The organism is Streptomyces herbicida (assembly GCF_032656585.1).
In the GTDB taxonomy this organism is placed as follows: domain Bacteria; phylum Actinomycetota; class Actinomycetes; order Streptomycetales; family Streptomycetaceae; genus Streptomyces; species Streptomyces herbicida.
This window is the reverse complement of sequence record NZ_JAUYWJ010000022.1, coordinates 117,256-138,354: the sequence shown is the minus strand read 5'-3', so window position 1 is coordinate 138,354 and position 21,099 is coordinate 117,256. Positions and strand designations below refer to the sequence as shown.

The 21,099-nt window shown below is 70.5% G+C and carries 19 protein-coding genes and 3 pseudogenes; 4 read left to right on the top strand and 18 right to left on the bottom strand.

The window, feature by feature from the left end; genetic code table 11:
- Positions 1 to 16 precede the first annotated feature (16 nt).
- The 4 genes and pseudogenes from Q8A52_RS36825 to Q8A52_RS36815 all read right to left on the bottom strand — a co-directional run bounded on the left by Q8A52_RS36825 (position 17) and on the right by Q8A52_RS36815 (position 1,770).
- Positions 17 to 700, bottom strand: a complete 684-nt coding sequence (locus tag Q8A52_RS36825; protein WP_316759650.1) for a HemK2/MTQ2 family protein methyltransferase — start codon at positions 698 to 700, stop codon at positions 17 to 19.
- A 298-nt stretch (positions 701 to 998) separates the two neighbouring features.
- Positions 999 to 1,256, bottom strand: coding sequence for a DUF6766 family protein (locus Q8A52_RS49245; RefSeq protein WP_408649312.1), 258 nt, complete (start codon positions 1,254 to 1,256; stop codon positions 999 to 1,001).
- A 190-nt stretch (positions 1,257 to 1,446) separates the two neighbouring features.
- Positions 1,447 to 1,515, bottom strand: a pseudogene (locus Q8A52_RS49240) (hypothetical protein); the annotation flags it as partial.
- A gap of 99 nt (positions 1,516 to 1,614) precedes the next feature.
- A complete protein-coding gene (locus Q8A52_RS36815) occupies positions 1,615 to 1,770 on the bottom strand; it encodes a hypothetical protein (RefSeq protein WP_316759647.1) in 156 nt (51 codons plus the stop codon).
- Positions 1,771 to 2,642: 872 nt separating this feature from the next.
- Here Q8A52_RS36815 and Q8A52_RS36810 point away from each other — a divergent pair.
- Positions 2,643 to 2,810: a hypothetical protein gene (locus Q8A52_RS36810; protein ID WP_316759644.1), complete on the top strand. Its 168-nt coding sequence runs from the start codon at positions 2,643 to 2,645 to the stop codon at positions 2,808 to 2,810.
- Between the two features lie 237 nt (positions 2,811 to 3,047).
- Here Q8A52_RS36810 and Q8A52_RS36805 read toward each other — a convergent pair.
- Positions 3,048 to 3,924, bottom strand: a pseudogene (locus Q8A52_RS36805) (LysR family transcriptional regulator).
- Between the two features lie 263 nt (positions 3,925 to 4,187).
- Here Q8A52_RS36805 and Q8A52_RS36800 point away from each other — a divergent pair.
- The 3 genes from Q8A52_RS36800 (at position 4,188) to Q8A52_RS36790 (ending at position 6,316) form a co-directional block, all read left to right on the top strand.
- Positions 4,188 to 5,291 (top strand): M20/M25/M40 family metallo-hydrolase, encoded by a 1,104-nt coding sequence (locus Q8A52_RS36800; RefSeq protein ID WP_316759793.1) that lies wholly within the window; start codon positions 4,188 to 4,190, stop codon positions 5,289 to 5,291.
- The gene (locus tag Q8A52_RS36795) at positions 5,288 to 5,911 is read left to right on the top strand and encodes a hypothetical protein (RefSeq protein ID WP_316759641.1); all 624 of its coding nucleotides are present in this window, start codon (positions 5,288 to 5,290) and stop codon (positions 5,909 to 5,911) included. Before Q8A52_RS36800 ends, Q8A52_RS36795 begins: the two co-directional genes overlap by 4 nt.
- A 165-nt stretch (positions 5,912 to 6,076) precedes the next feature.
- Complete coding sequence (locus Q8A52_RS36790; protein ID WP_316759640.1) at positions 6,077 to 6,316, top strand: hypothetical protein; 240 nt, start codon at positions 6,077 to 6,079, stop codon at positions 6,314 to 6,316.
- 65 nt (positions 6,317 to 6,381) lie between these two features.
- Here Q8A52_RS36790 and Q8A52_RS36785 read toward each other — a convergent pair whose 3' ends face one another.
- From Q8A52_RS36785 to Q8A52_RS36725, 13 genes and pseudogenes are all read right to left on the bottom strand, one after another.
- A complete protein-coding gene (locus Q8A52_RS36785) occupies positions 6,382 to 7,653 on the bottom strand; it encodes a PucR family transcriptional regulator (protein ID WP_316759638.1) in 1,272 nt (423 codons plus the stop codon).
- Positions 7,650 to 9,065, bottom strand: a complete 1,416-nt coding sequence (locus Q8A52_RS36780; protein ID WP_316759636.1) for a phytoene desaturase family protein — start codon at positions 9,063 to 9,065, stop codon at positions 7,650 to 7,652. Before Q8A52_RS36780 ends, Q8A52_RS36785 begins: the two co-directional genes overlap by 4 nt.
- Positions 9,058 to 10,809 (bottom strand): DUF3556 domain-containing protein, encoded by a 1,752-nt coding sequence (locus Q8A52_RS36775; protein ID WP_316759634.1) that lies wholly within the window; start codon positions 10,807 to 10,809, stop codon positions 9,058 to 9,060. The genes Q8A52_RS36780 and Q8A52_RS36775 overlap by 8 nt, the downstream gene beginning before the upstream one ends.
- A gap of 19 nt (positions 10,810 to 10,828) precedes the next feature.
- Positions 10,829 to 12,298 (bottom strand): class I adenylate-forming enzyme family protein, encoded by a 1,470-nt coding sequence (locus Q8A52_RS36770; RefSeq protein WP_316759632.1) that lies wholly within the window; start codon positions 12,296 to 12,298, stop codon positions 10,829 to 10,831.
- Between the two features lie 292 nt (positions 12,299 to 12,590).
- A complete protein-coding gene (locus Q8A52_RS36765; protein WP_316759629.1) occupies positions 12,591 to 13,802 on the bottom strand; it encodes an acyl-CoA dehydrogenase family protein in 1,212 nt (403 codons plus the stop codon).
- Positions 13,799 to 14,755, bottom strand: coding sequence for a 3-hydroxyacyl-CoA dehydrogenase NAD-binding domain-containing protein (locus tag Q8A52_RS36760; protein WP_316759626.1), 957 nt, complete (start codon positions 14,753 to 14,755; stop codon positions 13,799 to 13,801). Before Q8A52_RS36760 ends, Q8A52_RS36765 begins: the two co-directional genes overlap by 4 nt.
- Before the next feature lie 49 nt (positions 14,756 to 14,804).
- On the bottom strand, positions 14,805 to 15,560 hold the full coding sequence (locus Q8A52_RS36755) for an acetoacetate decarboxylase (RefSeq protein ID WP_316759623.1): 756 nt from the start codon (positions 15,558 to 15,560) through the stop codon (positions 14,805 to 14,807).
- Between the two features lie 28 nt (positions 15,561 to 15,588).
- Positions 15,589 to 16,359, bottom strand: coding sequence for a crotonase/enoyl-CoA hydratase family protein (locus tag Q8A52_RS36750; RefSeq protein WP_316759621.1), 771 nt, complete (start codon positions 16,357 to 16,359; stop codon positions 15,589 to 15,591).
- A gap of 59 nt (positions 16,360 to 16,418) precedes the next feature.
- A complete protein-coding gene (locus tag Q8A52_RS36745; protein WP_316759618.1) occupies positions 16,419 to 17,588 on the bottom strand; it encodes a CaiB/BaiF CoA transferase family protein in 1,170 nt (389 codons plus the stop codon).
- Positions 17,589 to 17,752: 164 nt separating this feature from the next.
- On the bottom strand, positions 17,753 to 18,658 hold the full coding sequence (locus Q8A52_RS36740; RefSeq protein ID WP_316759790.1) for a LysR family transcriptional regulator: 906 nt from the start codon (positions 18,656 to 18,658) through the stop codon (positions 17,753 to 17,755).
- 126 nt (positions 18,659 to 18,784) lie between these two features.
- Positions 18,785 to 19,033, bottom strand: a pseudogene (gene tnpA, locus Q8A52_RS36735) (IS200/IS605 family transposase); the annotation flags it as partial.
- Between the two features lie 210 nt (positions 19,034 to 19,243).
- Positions 19,244 to 19,891 (bottom strand): hypothetical protein, encoded by a 648-nt coding sequence (locus Q8A52_RS36730; RefSeq protein WP_316759616.1) that lies wholly within the window; start codon positions 19,889 to 19,891, stop codon positions 19,244 to 19,246.
- Positions 19,891 to 21,048, bottom strand: a complete 1,158-nt coding sequence (locus Q8A52_RS36725; protein ID WP_316759614.1) for a serpin family protein — start codon at positions 21,046 to 21,048, stop codon at positions 19,891 to 19,893. The genes Q8A52_RS36730 and Q8A52_RS36725 overlap by 1 nt, the downstream gene beginning before the upstream one ends.
- Between the last annotated feature and the right edge of the window lie 51 nt (positions 21,049 to 21,099).

The window sequence follows — 21,099 nt, the reverse complement described above, 5'->3', positions numbered from 1 at the left end:
GACACGGCGTGGGCGCTCAGGAGTGTTCGGCACGGATGACCACCAGTTCCTCTCGGCTCTCGCCCTCATGCACGAGGCCTTGCCGGACCAGCCACGGCCGCCGGGAGCGCAACACCGGGCCGTATGGCACCAAGGCGCGATCCGCAATGGAGACCCGCAGACCGGCGCGCCCGAGACGGCGCAGCGTGGCCCGGATTCCGCAGAGGCCGGAATGGACGATCAGAAGGACGCCGCCGGGGCGCAGGGCCGCAGGCGCGGCGTCGCAGATGCGGTCCACGAACACCCGTCCGTCCCGGCCCGCGTCCCAGGCCCGGGCCTGGCCACGACGTGGAAGCCGAGGCCCGGGCGAGGGCACGTAGGGCGGGTTGCTGACGACCAGGTCATAGGAGCGGCCCACGACCGCATCGGTGAGGTCGCCTCGGCGAACGCGGATGCGTTGCCCCGCCAGCAGGGCATTGACCCGCGCGGTCAGCACGGCCAGCCAGGAGATGTCCACGGCCGTCACCCGCCCACCCAGGCGCGCGGCCAGCACGGCGACGGCACCAGTGCCAGTCCCGAGATCCAGGACCTCGGTCCCCGGACCGATCTCCTCCCTGCACACGGCTCGCGTCAATAGCCCGGTGTCCCCCTGCGGGGCATACACGCCCGGCAGTATCAGCAGGTGCCCGGGCAGGAGGTGCTCCGGTGTCTGCAGCGTCATCGCGCACCTCCAGCCGGCGGACTCCCGCACGAAGGGGCGCCGCGCTTCCGTACTCCGCCTGCCCGATCTCGGTCAGCGGCCACGAGCCACGATGACGGTTTACGCCAGACAGTACGAAGACGCACCTTTCTCTATCGCAACACTGGGTGCCCCACGGGGCGGGGCCCACACATGTGCTTTCACAGAACACAGCTGGCCGGGTGCAACTGCACCGCGTCCTGACGCGGAGCAGGTCAGGCCCACCGGCGCATGGGCGCGAGCTCGGTGCGAGCATGCGGGCATGGACGGTGGAGCCACTTCACCCCTCGACTCCGGTGGAGGTGTGGGCGGCGCCGACGGGCTTGGATTCGGGGGATCCGCGCCGGCGCAGGTAGACCGAGAGGATGGCCGTCGAGGCGACGGCCAAAAGTTCGGACTGCCAGTTCTGCAGCGTGCGGTTCCAGAAGTCCGCGGATTCCAGGTACTGCGGCCAGGAGACGGGTGCCTGGAGCTGGCGCAGGTGTTGCTCGTTGTAGGCGGCGGCGCCGGTGATGGAGTGGGCCAGCCACGACCACACGAAGATGGCGGCCCACGGTGCCCAGGGAGCGCGAGTACAGCTTCTGCCGCCATCCTGTGTCGGCTGCCCAGCGGGGTGAGGCGGGGCCGGCGTGGTCGCCGACCTTCTGCTCGGCGTCGCTTTCCACGCCTGCCTTGTGCCCGTCGGTGACGAGCTGATTGTTGAAATCGGCGTGGCCGGAGACGGCCTGGCCGGCGAGAGTGAGCAGGAAGCCGGTACCGAAGGCCAGGGTCAGGCTGTCGTGCTTCACGAACCGCATCAAGCGGCTCATCGTTGCATCAGCCCGATCGCGGTGAAGTAGCTCAGACCGGCGCCGACCGTCAGCAGCAGGAGCGTGAAAAGGGTCCGTATCCTTTGGTCACCCGCCTTTGATCTGGCATTGATACGGCTGCTGCGAGCGCGGCACGCAGCCTGATGCGGTGACCTTCCACCCGGCGGGAAAGACCGACAGGAACAGGGTGTCGGCGTTGAGGACCACCCGCGCCCGCCGCCCGTAGACCTGGACCTCGCGCACCGAGCCCCCGTAGGGCAGTTGCTCCCCGGGGAGAGCTTGAGCGCACGGGCTGCTCCGAGCGCCAGGGCGGTGCGGGCTCCCGGCGGGGCGGGGCACCCGGATACCGAGGAGTACGCCCCCACCAGCGCAGCCGGGACGAGCAGACCGCAGACGACGATGACGACCATCCCCGCCACCGAGCCGACGGCAGCGTGGCGTGTTCATCGGCCCCTAGTAGCCGCCGCCGGGCATCGAATGCCAGGGGCGCAAAGGCGTGCCGCACGGGGTAGAGGCTGGGTCCCCCGCAAGCGTCACCACGAAGGAAACAGAGAGCTTCTTGTTGGTCATGCCGCTGAGCGCCGTGAGCGCCGTCCGGCTGCGGGCACCGAGCGACGCCCCGGCTGACCGCACCCTTGCATCAGGCCGCGTGAGCTACGGCAGGTGCGTTAGCTGTCGGGCCACCAAGTACGTGCGATGTCCTTGCGCACCTCGGGCCGTCCGGCAGGACGTTCATCGGTTTTCTCGCGGATCCGGCGGCTTTCCGTCTTCAGGGTCCTCTGCACGGTTGTGTGGCGCATGGCTGCCTCCTTCAGTGCCAACCGAGTTCCGCGGTCTCGCGGAGATAGACGCTTTCCGGCGAGAGTTCCTCATCAGTCCCGTATGTCAGCGGAGGGACGGCTGCCGACAAGTTGCCCTACCCGCTCACCATCAACCTCGCCGAGCAAACCGCCCCACCATCCTCCGCCAACCACACACCAGCCGGCCCGCCACCCCGGGGAAGAGGCAGCGGACCGGATGCGAGCAGACGGCACCGCCATGGTGAGCCTGGGTGCACCCCTAGCAGCAGAGCAGGGGCGCGCCACCTGTGCGGGTGCCGACCGGCGGCCAGGCCGGTGTCACCGGCCGATGGCACCCGCAATCTCGTCGGCGGCGGGCGTCGCGTGACGGTCGTCTCCACCGCCGTGACGGTCAACGCCGTCACGGCGATAGCCCCAGGACTCGTCGTCGACGAACCGGCCCCGCTCGTCGCGCAGCGTCGCGGTGTCGTGGTTGCTCTCTGATCACAGGCTGTCATGGTCTGGTCGCTGCGGAGTGTGTTTCCCTGTAACCGGGTCGCGTGCGCCTATGCTGCTCGATGCTCGCCTCCCAGGCGCTGCGGCGGTACTTCTCGTCCGTCGTAGCCGGTGAGGCGGTCCAGGTCGCCCATGGCGGCGCCGCCGCCCGCATCTCGCGGATGGACATCTCACGGAGCGGTGGCGAGAGTCGTTCTCAAGGCGAAGTTCGCCATGCGGAGGGGTTCAGCCGACGCCGTCGCGCAGCAGGTCCCGCAGTTTCAGTGCCGCCGGCAGTGGGGTGGCGGGCAGGGCCGCGTGGAGGGTGCGGCGCAGGGCGGGGTCGGCGAGGCGGCACAGGACGACTTCGTCGGGGACGGCCCAGGCGGCCAGGGAGGGAACCAGTGCCACGCCGAGTCCGGCGGCGACGTAGCCGAATTTCCCGGCCCACTCCGCGATCCGGATGATCTTCTTGGGGGTGAAGCCGGCCCGGGCGCAGGCGTCGGCGAGCATCGTCGGGCGGTCGCCATAGGCGCTCTGCACCCAGGGCTCGTCGCGTAGTTCGCACAGGTCGACCGTCTCGGCTTCGGCCAGGCGGTGCTCGCGCGGGAGGGCGACGAGCAGTTCGTCCTCGCCCAGTTCGGTCGTGGTGACACCGTCGGCCGACGGCAGCCCGGACGGGTAGTCGCTGACGACGGCGAGGTCCAGTGCCCCGTCCGTGAGGCGCCGCATCAGCGTGTCGGTCGGGCCCTCGATCGACACGACCTCGACGTCCGGCCTGGCCTCCTGGAGGGCACGCAGGGCGGTGGGCACCAGCTGGATGTTGGCGGTGGCGAACGCGCCCACGTGCAGCAGCCCGCCGTGGCCCGCGTGCCAGTTCCCGCTGCGCCCGCGCCAGCCGGTCGAGCACCTCCACCGCGTGCCGGTGCAGCGCCCGCCCGGCGGGATTGAGCCGTACGCCCCTCGGCAGCCGTTCGAACAGGGGCCCGCCCGCCTGCTGTTCCAGCGTGGCGATACGCCGGGACACCGCGGACTGCGTGTAGTTGAGCCGGATGGCGGCATGCGTGAACGAACCGGTCTCGGCCACCGTCACGAGCAGCCGCAGCGCATCGATCTCGTACACGTTCCTCCCGCCGCCAAGACCCTCGTCCGGCCATCGGCCATCTTGCCCGAACACATTCTTCTGGCGCATAGATCCCATGCAATCCAGTCGCTGGTGTCCTGCCTTGCCCGGTCCTAACGTCGGTCACGCGGCGGCGCACCGGAAGGGGAGTGCGCCGCTGCCCCAATCGCCCGTGAGATGTGAGGGGGAAGTGTGTTGTTGCGACGGGGTGTTGAGCAGGGGTGGGGTCGGTGAGCCGGGGGTCCGCGCTCGCCCTGCCGGCGATGCTGGCCGATCTGGAGGAGCTCGTCACGTGCGAGTCCTTCTCGGCCGACCACCCTTCGGTGACGCGCAGCGCCGAGGTGGTCGGCGCCCTCGGCGCGAGGCTGCTGGGGGCCGAGCCGGAGAGCATCGTCATCGATGGGGTGACCCATCTGCGGTGGGCCTTCGGCAGCCCGCGGGTGCTGCTGTTGGGGCACCACGACACGGTCTGGCCCATCGGCTCGCTCCGGACACATCCCTGGTCGGTGGCCGACGGGATCGCCCGGGGGCCCGGGGTCCTGGACATGAAGGCCGGCCTGGTGCAGATGTTCCACGCGCTGGCCTCGCTGCACTCCTTGGCCGGGGTGTGCGTACTGGTCACCGGGGACGAGGAGGTCGGCTCGCCGACCTCACGGAAGCTGATCGAGGAGGCGGCGCAGGCGTGCGCGGCCGCCCTCGTACTGGAGGCAGCCGCGGACGAGAAGGGCGCGCTCAAGACCGCCCGCAAGGGCACCTCGCGGTACGAGGTCGTGGTGCACGGCCACGCCGCGCACGCGGGTCAGGAACCGCACCGAGGGGTCAACGCCGCCGTCGAGGCCGCCCACCAGGTGCTGGCCGTCGCCGGCATCGGGGCCGCGATGGGCGCCGTCGGGGTCACCCATCCCGCCCTGGGCGTCTCCACCGTCACGCCTACCCTGCTGTCGGCCGGCAGCACGCGCAACACGGTGCCCGCGCGGGCCCGAGTGGCCGTGGACGTACGCGTTCCGACCGTGGACGCGCAGGAATGGATCGACGAGCTCATGCACGAACTCACGGCCCGCACACCCGGCGCCCGGCTGGAGATCCTGGGCGGCGCGCAGCGGCCGCCCATGGAACCGGTGTCCTCCGCCGACCTGTTCGCCCTCGCCTCCCGCATCGCCGCGGAACTGGGCCAGGAGCCCCTGCGGGCGGCCGCCGTCGGCGGCGCCTCGGACGGCAACTACACCGCGGCGGCGCGCTGTCCGACGCTGGACGGCCTGGGCGCGGTGGGCGGCGGCGCCCACGCGGACACCGAGTACGTGCTGATCGACCGCGTGATACCCCGCACCCTCCTGCTCGCCCGCCTCATCAGCAGGGCCCAGCGATGAGCCGGCCCGCGCGTCATCTCCCGTGCGTCCGCGCCCTGTTCCTCACCGCGTTCACCGCCTCGGCGCTGGCCGCCTGCTCGGGCGGCCCGCAGACCACACCGGCCGGCGGGCCGACACCGGCGCAGACGCCGACGCCCGCTCTGACACCGGCGGACACCGCCACGCCGACCACCCATTCGGCGCTGACCGCCGACCCCTCGTACATCGCCAACAACGTCATCTACTGGTGGGAATCAGGCGGCGAGCGCGAGCTCGTCAGCTTGATCAGCACTGCCGTCGACGTCCAGGACCTCCAGACCAGCAATGACTGGGTCTACGACTTCGGACCGTTCTTCGACACCCTCGACCGGGTCCGCGAATACGGCCCCATCCCCGACGTCAAGACCCAGGCCACCTGGTCAGCCGCCCTCAAGCATCTCCACGACGGCGCAGGCGACGTCCTCAACTCGACCCGGCTGGACGGCATGCACAGCCAGAGCCCCAGCGAAGCCGCGCAGGAGACCCGGGGCTGGAAAGAGTTCGACGAAGGCATCAGGCGTCTCAAGGCGACCCAGACGCGACTCCACCGCACCTTCGGACTCACTCCGCTGAACGACCCCTGGGAGGAGAACCTGCCGTGAAACGCCGCGTCCAGCAGATCACCGACAGATGCTCTGCCCCTGGGGGCAGGGCAGGCAGCCCGAGAGGGGCGGAACCTCAGCTGCGGGCGCGGCAGGCGGTGGTACGCCCACGCAGGGGCGTACCACCTGTGCGGGTACCGAAGGGGCCGCCGGTTTCACCGGCTGATGGCACCCGCAGCCTCGTCAGCGTCGGACGTCGCCGTGACGCTCGCCGTCGCCGTCCCGGTCGTCCCCGCCGTGGCGGTGGCCGCCGTCACGGTCGTGGTGACCCCAACACTCGTCGTCGACGAACCGGCCCCGCGGCACCACAGCACCATGCCACCGGGCCCACCCGATCAGGTGTCGGCGGGCCGGTTGAACGTGCAACCTGCGCAACAGGGAGCATCGCCCACGACGGCCGGGTGAGCACACCCCGGAGCACATCCGGAGCCACATCAGCCCCCCATTGGTGAACAGCCGGCCGCGCCCGGTCATCCTCGCTTGCGGCGCAGGACCTTCGCCCCGTGCCAGCGGCAGAGGTTGAGCGCGAAGTGGAGGTCGAAGGCGTTGGCGTCGAGGTCGAGGTCGTAGTGGTCGACGGCCCGCTGGACGCGGTAGTGGACGGTGTTGCGGTGGACCATCAGCTGATCCGCGGTGGCGGCGTAGCTGCGATTTGTGGCGAGGAAGACGCGGAGCGTCTCGCGGAGGAGTTCGCGGCGGGGATCATCGACGGCAAGGTCGCCGAGGGTGTCGGAGACGAAGTCGGCCAGTTCGCGGGGCTCGTCGACCAGGAGGGCGATGGGGGCGACGCGGGCGAAGGCGACCGCGCGCGGCGTGTTGGGTCCCGCGGAGTGGGCCAGGGCCTTGGCGCGGGCGGCGGCGCGGGTGCTGCGGCGGAAGCCGTCGAGTCCCGGACGGACGATGCCGAGGGCGACCCGCACCGGTAGCGCGGCGTCGGCCAGTGCCGCGCCCACCGCGTCGGGATCCACGGGGCACTCGCGTCTGACGGCAAGCCAGATCCGGGCATCGGCCTCGTCGGTGTGGACGAGCAGCGGGCGGCCGTGGGCGCGCAGCACGACGTACAGCAGTGAGGTCAGCCGGCCGAAGACGGCGGTGGGGTCGGTGGCCGCCGCGGTGCCGTGGAGCCAGCCCTCGACGGCCAGATGGCTGCCGGACAACCGGTAGTCGAGGGCTGCCTCGGCCTGACGCGCATCGACGCTGGGGTTGTCGAGGAGCTGGTTGACCCAGTGCTGGCGCAGCATGCCGCGGGTGCCCACCCAGCGTTCGCGCTCCTGCTCGTAGGCACGGCCGATCTGGTCGCAGACCCGGTCCAGGTAGGCCGAGGTGAGGCTGACCAGGGTGATGACGGTGCCGGCCGGATCCGGCAGCCCCAGTCGGACCGCCTCACCAAGGACCAGGTCCAGGCTCTGCGCATGGCCGAGACGGTAGGCGCGCAGCAGCGCCGAGAGCGGAACGTCGCGCTGGGCGAGGCGGCGCGCGTAGGAGACGGCCGAGGCGGGCGCGTCCACGGTCTGCGGGTCGATGCGATTGATGATGACGTGCAGGGCGGTGACGATGTTCTCGGTGATGCTGGCTTCCAGGAGCCCCCGCAGCGCGTCGTCGTGTTCCAGCTGGGCGATCTCCGCCTCGGTGGCGGCGACCAGCTTGGCGATGACCTCGTCCCGGCGCTGCTGCATCACCCGGGCCACGAGGACGACCGGGTCGGGTGCTCCGTCCCCCGGCCGTTCCTCCGGTGCCTTCACCGGGCCAGGTACCGCAGCGCGGAGCGGGCGGCGTTCGCACCGCACATACCGTGCACCCCGGCACCGGGCGGGGTGGCCGCCGAGCACAGGTAGACGCCGGGGATGCCGGTGCTGTACGGGTCGAGGGCCGCCCGGGGCCGCAGCGCGACCTGCCGTGCGGTGTTGGCACCGGCGACGATGTCGCCACCGACGAAGTTCGCGTTGTAGCGGGCCAGTTCGGCGGTCGAGCGCACGGAGAAACCCACGATCCGCTCCCGGAGGCCCGGCGCGAACCGCTCGATCTGGCGCAGCACCGCCTCTGTGGCGTCACCGGGATGGCCGTGCGGGACGTGTGCGTACGCCCAGACCGGGTGGATGTCGCCACGGGACCGGCCCGGGTCGGCGAGGTACTGCTGGCCGATCAGGACGAACGGGCGCTCGGGCATCCGCCCGTCGGCGGTCTGCGCCTCCGTGCGGACGACCTCCTCCAGGGTGCCCCCCAGGTGTACGGTGCCCGCGCGGCGGCAGGCCTCGTGAGTCCAGGGGATGCCGCCCTGGACGGCGAGATCCACCTTGAAGGCCGCCGGGCCGTGCCGCCAACGGCGGTAGGCGCGGCCCACCCGGCCGGGCAGCCGGTCACCGCAGATCCGCGCCGCCGCGTCGGGCGCGGTGTCGAGCATGACGATCCGGGTGGGGGCGAGTTCGGCGAGGGTCTGCACCCGTACCCCCGTCTCGATGGTCCCGCCGAGCTGGGCGAGCAGCGCGGCCAGCGCATCGGTGATGGTCCGCGACCCGCCGCGGGCGACCGGCCAGCCAAAGCGGTGGGCGGCCCCGATGAGCATCAGTCCCACCGCGGAACCGGCCGGCCCGGTCAGCCGATGCATCAGGTGTGCCGCTGCCCCCGCGAACAGTGCCCTCGCTTCCTCGGTGCGCCAGCGTCGGGCCACCGTCGTGGCCGGCTGGAGTGCCCGGAGTCCGAAGCGGGCCAGCGTCACCGGGTGAACGGGCAGATGAGGAACTGGGCGCAGCACATCTTCGGTGAGCGCATCGAAGTCGTCGGCCAGCGGCGCGAACAGCCGCTCCCAGGCCGGGCCGTCCGCGCCCAGCCCGCGCGCGGTCCGCTCCACGGAGCGGACCAGCACCCCCGCCCGTCCGCGGTCCAGTGGGTGGGCCAGATCGACCTCGGGCCACGCCCACTCGACGCCGTAGCGCTCCAGGCCGAGGGTCCGCAGGAACGGCGAGCCGACGCCCAGCGGATGTACCGCGGAGCAGTGGTCGTGCAGCAGTCCGGGTACGGTCAGTTCACTGCTCCGGGTGCCACCGCCGATCTCCTCCGCGGCCTCCAGGACGGTCACCTTCAGCCCGCGCTGGGCCAGGGCGACGGCGGCGGCCAGCCCGTTCGGGCCGGCCCCCACCACAATCGCGTCACTCATGCGCGGCCGCCACCTCGGTCGCCGGTCGCGGTGCCGCGACGGGCTCGACGGGGATCACGGGCGCCTCGTCGTCGAGCCAGGGCTGCCGGGTCACCATGTCCCGTACGTTCACAAACCCCTCCTCGATCAGGCCGCTTGCCGCGTCCACGATGCGGTAGTGCTGGCGCGAGCGGTGCGTCGGCTGTGATTCGAGCACAACGACGCGCAGATCGCCCGGCGCGAAGCCGCACCGCTGCTGGACAGCGGCCAGCAGCTGCTCGTTGTGCAGATGGCCGTCGCCGAAGTTCCAGCCGAGGACCGCTCCCGCCACCATCTCGCCCTCCCGCACATCGTAGGACTCCGCGTCGTCCACGGCTCGCGGCAGCAGCCCGATCAGCGCCCGGCCGTGGGTGTGCATCGCCCTCCAGGCCAGCCCTTGGTGCAGCACCAGTTCGGCGGCCTCGGCACCGTACAGGCGGGTGAGCTGGTCGACGGGCAGACCGGACGCTTTGACGATGTGCTCGTTGAGCCGGTGCTCGGTGCCCTTGCGGAAGCACCAGAGGCTGGTTGCCCAGTTGCCCGCGTAGTAGCGCATCGAGGGAAGGAACGACACCAGGTCCGGGCGGACATGACCGAGCACCGGGACCACCACCAGGCTCAGCACCAGCACCGCGACCAGCAGCGGGGAGTGCAGGGCGAAGGCGTCGACGGCGGCGTCGTGCCCGAAGAGGACGAGCGCCGAGTAGATGAAGAAGGCGTTCCACTCCAGCGGTACGCCCATCGGGAAGGTCGACATGATGTGCAGATGGAAGACGACCATCACGGCCAGGGCGACGGTGGTGACGATCCCGCTGTGCGAGAGCACCAGGACCAGCGGCACCACGTACTCGGTGACCGTGCCGCCGTGCGCGGCCGCGGCGGCGAGGCCGGACGGCCTGAGATCGTCGGGATGGTTCCGGTACAGCCGCCGCTTGAGCCAGGCGGGGCGCAGCGGACTGTTGCTGATCATCACCGCCACCACGAACGGGAAGTGGCGGTTGAGCTTGGAGGAGGCGGCGCCCCACCACAGGGCGAGCATGACCAGTTTCAGCGCGGCGGGCATGTCGGTCACCGGGAAGAGGAAGACCACCAGCGTCAGGCCGTAGTGCTCGGCGCGGGCGGCGAGGAAGACGGTCTTGTCGCGTAGCCCTAGCAGGGCGAGCAGCGTCGCGGGCACGGCGACGCGCCACGGAGCCAGCACGCCGGGCGCGCCCGGGTTGCCTGCCTCGCCCGGTGAGCACAGCAGCCACGCCGCCGCCCCCAGTAGCACCGCGTACAGCACCACGTCGGCCACCGTCCGCCGGGTCCCCCCGGTGAACGGGATCCGGCCGGGCCACGGGGGCAGCCGTACGGTGCCGGGGCGCAGCCAGTGCAGGAAGGCGCCGACCGGCGGCAGGAAGTGAGAGCTGAGCGGGCCGGAGCCGCAGCCGAGCCCCAGGATCTCGTACAGCAGCGTCCAGATCACGAGTTTCTGGTAGGCGATCGGCTCGGCCCACCACGAGCCGAAGTCCGTGATGCCGCCGATGCCAGGGGTCGCGGAGGCGACCGCGATGCCGCCGAGCGCGTACCCCGCGATCTTCACCAGGTACAGCAGGTGCACGATGCCGGGGGTGCCGAAGCCGTGCCGGGCCCAGTGCTGGGCCAGCGGCCTGATGCGTTGCAGGTAGGGGCGGGTACGCCACTGCTGCAGGTCGACGTCCGCAGTGTTCGGTGCGAGGAATCCCATGGCTGCCTCCCGTTTCCGTTCAGCCGGCCGGGGTGACGGCGCTGGTCCTGGCCCGTAGCGCCGGCTTGTCCGTCTTGCCGACGGGATTCCGCGGCAGCCCGTCGACGAGGACGATCTCGGCCGGCATCTTGTACCTGGCCAGCCGGGCCCGGCAGTGGTCGAGCAGATCGGCCGCGGTGGCCGACGCGCCCGCGCGCAATGCCACGAAGGCCACCGGGACCTCACCCAGCCGCGGTTCGGCGGCGCCCACCACGGCGGCTTCCCGCACATCGGGGTGGTCGCCGAGGATGGTCTCGATCTCCTTGGGGTAGATGTTCTCGCCACCGCGAATGATCATGTCCTTGATGCGGTCGACCAGGACCAGATAGCCGTCCTCGTCGAAGCCGCCGACATCGCCCGTGTGCAGCCAGCCGTCAACGACGGTGCGGGCGGTTTCCTCCGGGCGGCCCAGATAGCCGCGCATGACGTTGGGCCCGCGCACCACCACCTCACCGGTCTCCCCCGCGGCCACGATTCGGCCCTGTGGGTCCATCACGGCGACTTGCTGGCCGGGCAGCGGCAGTCCGACCGTGCCGGGCTTGCGCAGGCCGTCCAGCGGGTTGGTGGTGGAGGCACAGGTACCTTCGGACAGGCCGTAGCCCTCCACGACGGGGATGCCGTAGCGGCGCTCGAAACGCTCGATGAGCGCGGGCGGCATCGGAGCCGCCCCGCAGGCTGCGAACCGCACCGACGAGGTGTCGGGCACGCCCTGGTCCGGCAGTTCGGCGAGCATCGAGTAGATCGACGGGACCGCGGAGAAGCAGGTTGGGCGGACCTCGCTGACGAGGCCGAAGAAGGTTTCCGCCCGGAATCGTCCGGCCACGGTGACCCGCCCGCCGGCCAGCAGCGGGGACAGCACGCCGACCACGATCCCGTTGACGTGGAAGAGCGGCAGGATGAGCAGGCTGTGGTCGGTCTCGGACAGGCGTACGGTCTCGATCATCATCCCCGTCATGGCGGCGAGGTTGGCGTGGTCGAGCATCACGCCCTTGGGGCGCCCGGTGCTTCCGCTGGTGTAGATCAGCAGGGCGAGCGCGCCGGGGTCCGTCTGCGGTGGGGCCGTGTCTTCGGGCCCGGTGCACAACTCGGCGGCCGGAAGCGCCTCGATGCCCGACTCGACGAGCGGAGACGGCCCGGTGGTGACGACCACCGCGGCGCCCGCGTCGCCGAGCTGGTAGCGCGCCTCCCCATCGGTGAGCGCCGGGTTGACCGGGGTCACGGCCGCGCCGAGCCGCCAGGCGGCGAAGAGCGCGACGACGAAGTCCGCCGTGTTGGGCAGCAGCAGCGCCACCACGACCCCACGCGCGACGCCTCGCGCCCGCAGGGTCGCCGCGGCCCGGCGCACCCGGCGGGCGAAGGCCGCGTTGTCCAGGACTGACACGTCATCAGCGAGGCAGGGACCGTCCGCGTCCCGCCGGGCCCGCAGATCTGGCAGTTCCGCGATATGCATGTCGGCTCCTCGAAGTACGTCGTTGGACGTCGGGCGGCCATGGTGTGCGTCCCGACGCGGGACGGATGCCCGGTACGTGAGGAGAGACGGTACGAATCGGCGGCGCTCCCGGCCCATGGGCGCGGGCGACGACGCTCGGCGCGGGACTTGTGCGCGGCGCACGAAGCGGGGCGGCACGCCCGCACATGGTCCGCGCCGGCGCCGGGGCATGGTGCACTCGGGGCCGGCGCGGGGTGGGTGGGAGCCGGGCGGTGGAAGCCCGTCGGCGGACGCCGGCCGACGGAAACTGCGGTCAGACGAAGGCGCTCTCGCCCGTGACCGCCTTGCCGACGATGAGCGTGTTCATCTCGCGGGTGCCCTCGAACGAATAGATCGCCTCGGCGTCGGCGAAGAACCGGGCGATGTCGTAGTCGAGGACGATGCCGTTACCACCGAAGATCTCCCGGCACCAGCCCACCACCTCGCGCATTCGCGAGGTGACGAACGCCTTCGCCAGCGAGGAGTGTTCGTCACGGAATACGCCGGCGTCCTGCAGCCGCGCGAGCTGGACCAGCATGCCCCAGCAGGCGGTGATGTTGCCGAGGCTCTTGACCAACAGGTCCTGCACCATCTGGAACCGCGCGATCGGGCGGCCGAACTGCCGGCGTTCCTTGGCGTAGTCCAGCGCCAGCTCATAGGCGCCGATCATCACGCCGAGGGCCTGCCAGGCGACCCCGCTGCGGGTGGCGCGGAGGATCTCCGCCACATCGCGGAAGGAGTCGATCCGCTGCAGCCTGTTGGCCTCGGGCACCTTGACGTCGGTCAGGGTGATCTCGGCGTTCTCCACGATCCTGAACGCGATCTTGTTCTCGATCTTCACCGGGGAGAAACCGGGGGTGCCCTTCTCCACCACGAAGCCCTTGACCCTGTCGTCCGCCTCGTCGCGGGCCCAGACCACCACCAGGTCGGCGAACGTCGCGTTGCCTATCCACCGCTTGGCGCCGTTGAGCACCCAGTGCTCCCCGTCCCAGCGGGCCGTGGTGCGCATGCCTCCGGCCACGTCGGAGCCGCCGAGCGGTTCGGTCATCGCGAAGGCGCCGATGGTCTCCAGCGCAGCCATCGAGGGCAGCCAGCGGTCCCGCTGCTCCTGGTCGCCACCCCGGTAGATGCTGTACATCGCCAGGCCGCTGTGCACGCCGAAGAAGGTGGCGCTGGAGGCGTCGGTGCGGGTGTACTCCATCGACAGCATGCCGACGAGCAGATTGCTCCCGGCCGGCAGAGGGGCGCCGTATCCCTCGTAGGGGACGCCGGCGAGGCCCAGTTGGCGGAACCTGCCGATCAACTCGCGGGGGAACTCCCCCTTGGCCCAGTATTCGTTGACGAGCGGCTTGATCTCGCTGCGCATGAACGCCCGGGCGCGCAGAAGCAGTTCGCGCTCGTGCGGCGGCAGCAGCGACTCGACCTCGTAGAAGTCGGCGGCCAACCGCTCGTCGACGGACGCCTTCTCGGGCAGCAGGGCGGTCATGAACGGGTCTCCTTCTCCACGCTGGTGGCACTGTCCCGGGCGGACAGTACGGCGATCTGCTTCGCGTCGCGCTCCTGAGTGAGGTCGGCGTAGGAGCGGGAGCCGTAGGCGTCCTCGACGGCCGCGACGAGCCTTTCGGTCTGTTCGGGGCTCTGCTCGGGGCGGCCGAGCGAGTCCCACATCTTCTGCATCGACACGCCGATGTGCTCGGCCATGTGCCGGTAGCCGCCGGGGCCGCCGCCGAGGTGCGCCCCGAGGAACGGCCCCACCGTCACCCAGCGCAGACCGAGCGAGTTCACCATCACGGTGTCCAGCTCGACCGGGCTGACGACGCCCTGCTCGACCAGGTAGATCGCCTCCCGGCTGAGGGCGTTCTGCAGGCGGTTGCCGACGAAGCCGGGGATCTCCTTGCGCTCCACGACCGGCACGCGGCCGACGAATCGGTAGAACTCCACGGCGCGCGCCACGCTCTCCTCCGAGGTGCGTTCCCCGGGCACGACCTCCACCAGCGGCACCAGGTGCGGCGGGTTGAAGGGGTGGCCGATCAGGATGCGGCCGGCGTCCTCGATGGTGTCGGTGAACGCCGACGCGGGGATGGCCGAGGAGGAGCTGAGCAGCAGCGCGTGCGCGGGGGCGGCGCCGACCAGGTCGGTGAACAACTCCCGTTTGAAGGTGAGGTTCTCCGGACCGTTCTCCTGTACGACATCGGCGTCGCGCACCGCATCGGCGAGGTTGTCGGCCACGACTACCCGCTCGGCGAGGCCGTCCACGTCCAGGCCCTGCGCGGCCAGTTGCCCGGCCGCTCGGCCGAGCGCCTCGGCGACCGCCTCCGCCAGGCCCGGCCGCGGGTCGGTGATCCCTACCCGCATGCCGTGGCCGGCGAACAGCGCGGCCCAGGACAGTCCGATCGTCCCGGCGCCGACCACCGCGGCGCTGGTGAATGGCTTGGTCATCAGGTGTCTTCCCCCTGCTTTCCTTGTGCGTGCGTGGTCATGGCCGCGCTCATCGCGCGGGCCGGGCGGGGTAGGCCAGGTAGTCGTGGACGGGCTTGACCGGTGCCAGGGTCAGATCGGTCAGGATGTGGCTGGCGGAGACGATCTCGCGTACCGGCAGATCGGCCAGCGGTGCCAGCGCGTGGGCGAAAAGCTGCAGCCGGGCGGGTCCGGTCCAGGCGCCCTTCACCGTGATGTCCGTGGTCTCGGTGCGCACCAACTGCGCAACTTGCGGCGCCCCGTCGAAACCGGGGACCAGCTTCAGCATGTACGTCGGCACACCGATCTGGCCCACGGCCTCCTCGACCGACAACTCGTAGTGCTTGTAACCCATCGTGGCGGTGGCCACCCGGAGCGTGCCGACGTCGAGGACCCCGACGAGCGCGCCGTGGTCGGCGTAAAGGGCGGGCGACCCGGCGGTCTTGGGGTAGGCGGCGGCCTCCCGGCCCGAGGTGATGGCCGGAAGGTTGTCCAGGTACATCGCGTGCAGGTACTCGCCCTGCTCGCCCTCGTAGCGGACCGGGATCGCCTGGCCTGACTCGGTGTACGGCCCGTAGCCGCTGACGTCGCCCATCCGCATGACTTCGAAGCGCACCAGCGGCTCGTCGATCTCCAGCGGCTCCGGCACCACCGCGCGCAGCGCCGCGTAGTCGGTGCGGTAGACGATGTTGAGGTACTCGCGGTTGGTGAAGCGCGGCACGACCGGCGGATAGGCCGGGTTGCCCAGCGGCGTCGCGATGTGCCGGGGCACGTCCTGCACATTCATGGTGTGTTCTCCCTCTGATCCTGTGGTCCTACCGGCCCTGCCAGACCGGGGAGCGGCGCTCGGTGAAGGCGGTCATGCCCTCGCGCACATCGGCGGAGGCCGTGAGACGTGCCGTCCACTCCCCCTGCATGGCGAACGCTTCTGCCTCCGGCGCACCGTCGGCGGCCCGGACGAGTTCCTTGACGGCTGCCAGGGCCAGCGGGGCGTTCTGGGCGATCCGCTCGGCCAGACGAAGTGCGGTGGCGACGGTCTCCCCGGCCGGAACCACGCGGTTGGCGATGCCGAGCTGTCCGGCCCGTTCGCCGGAGACCGGCTCGCCGGTCAGCAGCAGTTCCATCGCCAGGTGGTACGGGATGCGCTTGGGCAGCCGGATAACCCCGCCGCCCGCCGCGATCAGCCCGCGGCCGACCTCCGGGAGACCGAAGCGGGCGTCGTCCGCGGCGACGACCAGATCGCATCCCAGGGCTAGTTCGAAACCGCCCCCCATCACCCAGCCCTCGACGGCGGCGATCAGCGGCTTGGTGGTCGGGGCCTGGGTCAGGCCGCCGAAGCCGCGTCCCGGTATCTCGGGCGATTCACCGGCCAGCGCGGCCTTGAGGTCCATCCCGGCACTGAACGTGCCGTGGGCGCCGGTGAGCACGCCGACCCGCAGGTCGGGGTCTGCCTCCAACTGGTCGAGGGCCGCGGCCAGTCGGGCGGCGACGGCGGCGTTGACCGCGTTGCGTGCCTTCGGCCGGTCGATGGTGATGAGCAGGGACGAACCGATGGTCTCGGTCCGCACCTCCGTGGTGGTGTGCATGGTGTGAGTCCTTGATTGACGGTTGATCAGTGGCCTGGTCACGCGGAGTTGACGGCCGGTCAGCGGCCGACGGTGAGTTCCCGGAAGACCTCTTCGGTGTGCTGGCCGGGCAGCGGGGCGAGTCGGCGGACCGACCCCGGGGTGGCGGAGAACCGCACCGGGATGCCGACCGAGCGGATGGCGCCCTCGCTTGGGTGGTCCACCACATCGAGCAGCCCGCCGCCGCGGACATACGGGTCATCGGCGGCCCGGTCGAGTTCAAGCACGGGCGCCATCGGGATGCTGTGCTTGGCGCAGATCCGGGCCCACTCCTCGGTGGTCAGGCTCGGCGAGCACTCCCCCACCAGCTCCATCAGCGCGTCGACGTCGTCGTCGGCGATGGACTCGCTGCTGACGCGTTGGTCCGCGGCGAGGTCGGCACGGCCGGCGGCGAGGAAGAAGTCCCGGAAGTTCTGCGGGTTGTACGGGATGACACAGGCGAGGCCGTCCTTGGTGGGCACCGCGCGGTGGCCCTTCTTCATCGACAGCGGGAAACCGGTGGGGCCCTCGGACGGTTCGAAGACGTGACCCGCCAGGTGCTCCACGAGGTTGAAGGCAATGAGCGTGTCGGTCATCGGGATCTCGATGTACTGGCCGGTGCCGGTGCCGGCGCGGTGGACCAGCGCGGCGAGCACCGAGTAGACGATGGTCAGCGCGCAGACCTTGTCGCCGATGATCGTCGGCAGGTACGCCGGGGTGCCCAGCGCCCGGTTGGCGACGTCCACCAGGCCGGAGGCGGCCTGCACGGTCTCGTCGTAGGCCGCATTGCCGGCCCGGTCGGAGTCGCTGCGGAAGCCCTGGGCATGGGCGTAGACCAAGCCGGGGTTGCGGGAAGCGAGGTCGGCGCGGCCGAGGCCGAGGCGGGCGAGCGCGCCCGGGCGCATGTTGGTGACGAGCACGTCGGCGCTGCCGATCAGTTCCAGGGCCCGTGCGCGGTCGGCGTCGTCCTTGAGGTTCAACGTCACGCTGCGCTTGTTGCGGTTGACGTTGAGGTTGAGCGGGGTCATGCCGGGTGTGGTGCGGTAGGGACCCACCCGTACGGTGTCGGACGGTGACTCGATCTTGATGACGTCGGCGCCGAGGTCGCCCAGGATCTGCGCCGCGTAGGGCCCCATCACCACCGTGGACAGATCGATCACCCGTACACCGTCCAGCGGACCGGTGGTGCCGGCGGCCGTGATGTCCATCATCACTCCTGTTCACGCAATAATTCGTGCGAATGTTTCCGCCGAAGACGTTATGCGTGAACGGGTCGAGAGGGAACGATCAACTGGCGAACACGGGCATGACCGCAGCGGTCACACCCATTTCACGAATCCATGCAAATTCCCGCCGAGGAGGTGGTCCAAAATTGTCAGACGGAGGTGACCTCGTTGAATATCTGCCGCACCCGCGCGGTGACGCCACTCAGGTCGCCGCCGTCGCCCGCCCGATCCCTTCGGAACAACAGCCCTGTCGTCAGGATGGGTTGGAAGTCCTCGACGGGCAGCACGGCCACGTTGTCCAGCCTGTACAGATGCATGGGGCTTTCCGGTGAGAGCATGGTCATCGAAAACGCGATGCCGGAGGAAATCAATTCCGAGCTTCCGGAATAGTCCGCCGTATTGATGCGGATTCTTTTCTTCACACCGGCCGAATTCAGGCGTGCGTCGATTTCCTCGAAATAGGCCGGGGTGGCGTCGTTCGGCGTCGCCACATAGGCGAGTTCCGCCAGCTCGTCGAGCGTGACCGACGCCCGCCCCGTGAACCGGTCGGCCGGCACCGCGGCACCCAGCCTCTCGTGCATGACCTCGATGATCTCCAGCGCCGGATCGGAGACCGGCAGCCGGACCAGCGCCATCGCCAGCCTTCCGTCGTGCACCGCGTCCGTCAGGTCCGCCGACGTGCCGGGCCAGCGCTTGATTTCGCACACCCCTCGGCAGGCGTCCTCCAGCAGCCGGACGCGCTCCCTGAGCTGCGGATGCACCCCGGCGGGCATCCCGACGAACAGCCGGTCCAGGCGCGGGCGCACCGCCTCGCTCAGCCGCCACGGAATCGAGTTGACGCGCTCCAGGATGTCGCGCGCCATCGGCAGCAGGGCGGCGCCCGCCGGGGTCAGGTCGACCCGGTGGGTGGTGCGCTCGAAGAGCGCGTGACCGAGTTCGCGTTCGAAATCCTTGATCCGCTGGCTCAGTGGAGAGGCCGCCATGTGCAATCTGCGCGCCGCCTGCGAGAAGTTGAGCTCCTCGGCCACGGCGACGAAGTAACGCAGGTGCAACATGTCCACGCCCGTCACCCTACCCATCCCCTGTTCCCGCAGGGACTCCCGGCCTTCAGGCCGGGCGGGAATGCGTTCTTCGGCCCGGAGGCGTGAAGCGCCGGAGTTCTCTGCGCCTGTGTGGTGACGTCAGGCTGGGCGCTTCTGGTTCCCGATGTACTCCTTGACGATGCTCAGCGGTGCGCCACCGCAGGACCCCACGAAGTAGGACGAGGACCAGAGCATCGAGCCCGTGCCGGTCCGGTTGATGCGGCCGGTGTACTCGGCGCGCAGGTACCGGGAGCTGACACCTTTGAGGCTGTTGACGAGTTTGGACAAGGCGACCTTCAGCGGGTAGTGCACGAGAAGGTGGACGTGATCGTCTTCGCCGTTGAACTCCCGCGTCCTCGGGCGACGTGGCCCGGTGCTGGCCGTGGCCGGCACCCGCGCAGCCGGCCGCATCCGCATGGTCCTGGAGACCGCCATCACGTTGTTGGAGGCCATCTCCTCCTGCGATACAGCGGTTACGAGCCTGCTCCAGGTTCGACTCCTGCTGCCTCGCCGAACGCAGCCTCGACTGCGCCCAGCAGTCGGGGCGAATGAGCGATCTCACCTTGCGTGGACCGTGCATCCCGCTCCCGCTGCGGGCGGCGGGCGGTTGGCGTCCCAGACCTGCATGTGAAGGGCGCTCGGGGAGCGGCTGTAATAAATGTCTATGGCACGACCCTCGCCGCTGGAGATTCCGGTGCGGTACTCCGCGAACACCTCGACGGGCTCCTCTGAGGCCAGTCCGCCGACCAGCGATTCCAGCAAGCAGTGCGGGCACGCCTCCAGCGCCGTGTAGCGGCGGCGCCCCCATCGACCGTTCAGCTTCACCGCGACCAGCAGGTCACCGCTCAGATCGAGCTTCAGGGTCATCCCAGGATGACTCAAACGGGGATCGAGCAGCCAGCCGAGCAGGTCCTGCCCGATCCCGTTCGGGTCGGCCTCGACGCGCGGTATCCGGTTCCACAGCTTGGCCTCGTAGTACGGCGCCAGTGCGGGGCTGTGCGCAGCCTGAACGATCGACAGGACCAGGAGCCAGTCGGCCACGTACCACACCAGCCGCCAGCCGTGCATGTCGCCGACGGCGTAGAGCAGGACACCGAAAAGGACGAACAGCACGGGTACCAAGACCCGTCCCCGCCACGCCTGCGTCACGGCGAAGTAGGTGACCACCGGCATGCCGATCAGGCCCAGCAGTTCCAGTACCAGCATCACGCGCCTCCCCGATCTGCGCCCGCGGGCGCAGTTGATTGCCATGCGGTGAACAGGGGGATCCCGCCGCCGTCGAAGACCACGATGCCGAACGGCCGGTCGAAGGCGAAGTGCCGGATCACGGCGGGAGGGACGGAGACGGAGAGCACGTGGGTGTAGCCCGTCACCGCTGATGCCTCCAGCCCACGCTCGTTCACCTTCAGCAACGACTCCTGCACTATCTGGCTGATCATCAGAGATTCGGGTGACATCCCGGAGAAATCCGCGAGCTCCGACACGGCCCGCTTCACCTCGAGCGCCCCAAGGTTTCGCGCCACATCAAGTCCCGTACGCAGGCACAGCCGTGGCAGCGTGAAGGTTACCGCGTCGGCCTCGAGGGGCCGCCGCAACTCGTGCGGCGCCCACGCGGCCGGCAGTACCTCGGCAGCAGGCCGGCCGGGCTCACCGAGAACGAAGCTCACCTGCACGGGCTCCTGGCCATACCCCGCCGCAGAGCGCAGCGCCACAACATCCACGGGGCTCCCGGACCTGCCGGGGGCTGTCCACGCGTGGGTCGGCCGGGGCAGCTTCTTGAACATGGTCGGCACCCGGTGCTCGACGCCCTGCCAGTCGGTGAAGGGCAGGTCCGCTGTGTCCTGGGGCCGGAATGGGGTCGCCCAATCCGCCTTCAGGGAAAGCGCGTTGACCAGGATGAGCAGCGCTTCCCGGTTCGCCGAAATCGGCAGCGTGCTGATCAGCCCGCGCGTCGCCTTGCGCACCCAGGCGTCGACGGCCGCCAGGGCGTCCGAGTTGTTCGGGTCCAGGTGCCCGAAGCGGATGTGGGGCAGCGACTCACGGTAATTCCGGTACACCGGAATCCGCGCCCACATCCCGGTGGCCACCAACAGGCCGCCCGTCTCAGCCAGCGCATCCGCAGCGGCGGTGGCCGTCGCGGCGGCGTCCGGCCCGGCGAACCCCAGCAACGACTGAAGTTCCTCGGCCGTCCCCGCCCGTGCGCCCGCCGCAGCAGCCGAGAGGGCGAGCCACAACCCGGCCGGTGAACACACGAAATCCCCGTCCGCAGCCCCCACGGCCGGATCATCGGCAACCTCCGCCAGCCAGCGCTCGGCGAGCTTGCGGATCGCCGGAACGTGCTGAGTCAGCCCCGTCTTTGTCACGCGTTCGCCCTCCAGCCTCCAGCCGTCACACGGCACCGATTCGCGCAAACG

What these genes read in the sequence shown, in the direction of transcription:
- Q8A52_RS36780 (WP_316759636.1), bottom strand. Translation starts at nt 9,065, where the DNA reads ATGAGTGACGCGATTGTGGTGGGGGCCGGCCCGAACGGGCTGGCCGCC.
- Q8A52_RS36775 (WP_316759634.1), bottom strand. Translation starts at nt 10,809, where the DNA reads ATGGGATTCCTCGCACCGAACACTGCGGACGTCGACCTGCAGCAGTGG.
- Q8A52_RS36800 (WP_316759793.1), top strand. Translation starts at nt 4,188, where the DNA reads ATGCTGGCCGATCTGGAGGAGCTCGTCACGTGCGAGTCCTTCTCGGCC.
- Q8A52_RS36730 (WP_316759616.1), bottom strand. Translation starts at nt 19,891, where the DNA reads ATGCTGGTACTGGAACTGCTGGGCCTGATCGGCATGCCGGTGGTCACC.
- Q8A52_RS36765 (WP_316759629.1), bottom strand. Translation starts at nt 13,802, where the DNA reads ATGACCGCCCTGCTGCCCGAGAAGGCGTCCGTCGACGAGCGGTTGGCC.
- Q8A52_RS36740 (WP_316759790.1), bottom strand. Translation starts at nt 18,658, where the DNA reads ATGTTGCACCTGCGTTACTTCGTCGCCGTGGCCGAGGAGCTCAACTTC.
- Q8A52_RS36755 (WP_316759623.1), bottom strand. Translation starts at nt 15,560, where the DNA reads ATGAATGTGCAGGACGTGCCCCGGCACATCGCGACGCCGCTGGGCAAC.
- Q8A52_RS36770 (WP_316759632.1), bottom strand. Translation starts at nt 12,298, where the DNA reads ATGCATATCGCGGAACTGCCAGATCTGCGGGCCCGGCGGGACGCGGAC.
- Q8A52_RS36790 (WP_316759640.1), top strand. Translation starts at nt 6,077, where the DNA reads ATGGCACCCGCAGCCTCGTCAGCGTCGGACGTCGCCGTGACGCTCGCC.
- Q8A52_RS36760 (WP_316759626.1), bottom strand. Translation starts at nt 14,755, where the DNA reads ATGACCAAGCCATTCACCAGCGCCGCGGTGGTCGGCGCCGGGACGATC.
- Q8A52_RS36745 (WP_316759618.1), bottom strand. Translation starts at nt 17,588, where the DNA reads ATGATGGACATCACGGCCGCCGGCACCACCGGTCCGCTGGACGGTGTA.
- Q8A52_RS36825 (WP_316759650.1), bottom strand. Translation starts at nt 700, where the DNA reads ATGACGCTGCAGACACCGGAGCACCTCCTGCCCGGGCACCTGCTGATA.
- Q8A52_RS36795 (WP_316759641.1), top strand. Translation starts at nt 5,288, where the DNA reads ATGAGCCGGCCCGCGCGTCATCTCCCGTGCGTCCGCGCCCTGTTCCTC.
- Q8A52_RS36750 (WP_316759621.1), bottom strand. Translation starts at nt 16,359, where the DNA reads ATGCACACCACCACGGAGGTGCGGACCGAGACCATCGGTTCGTCCCTG.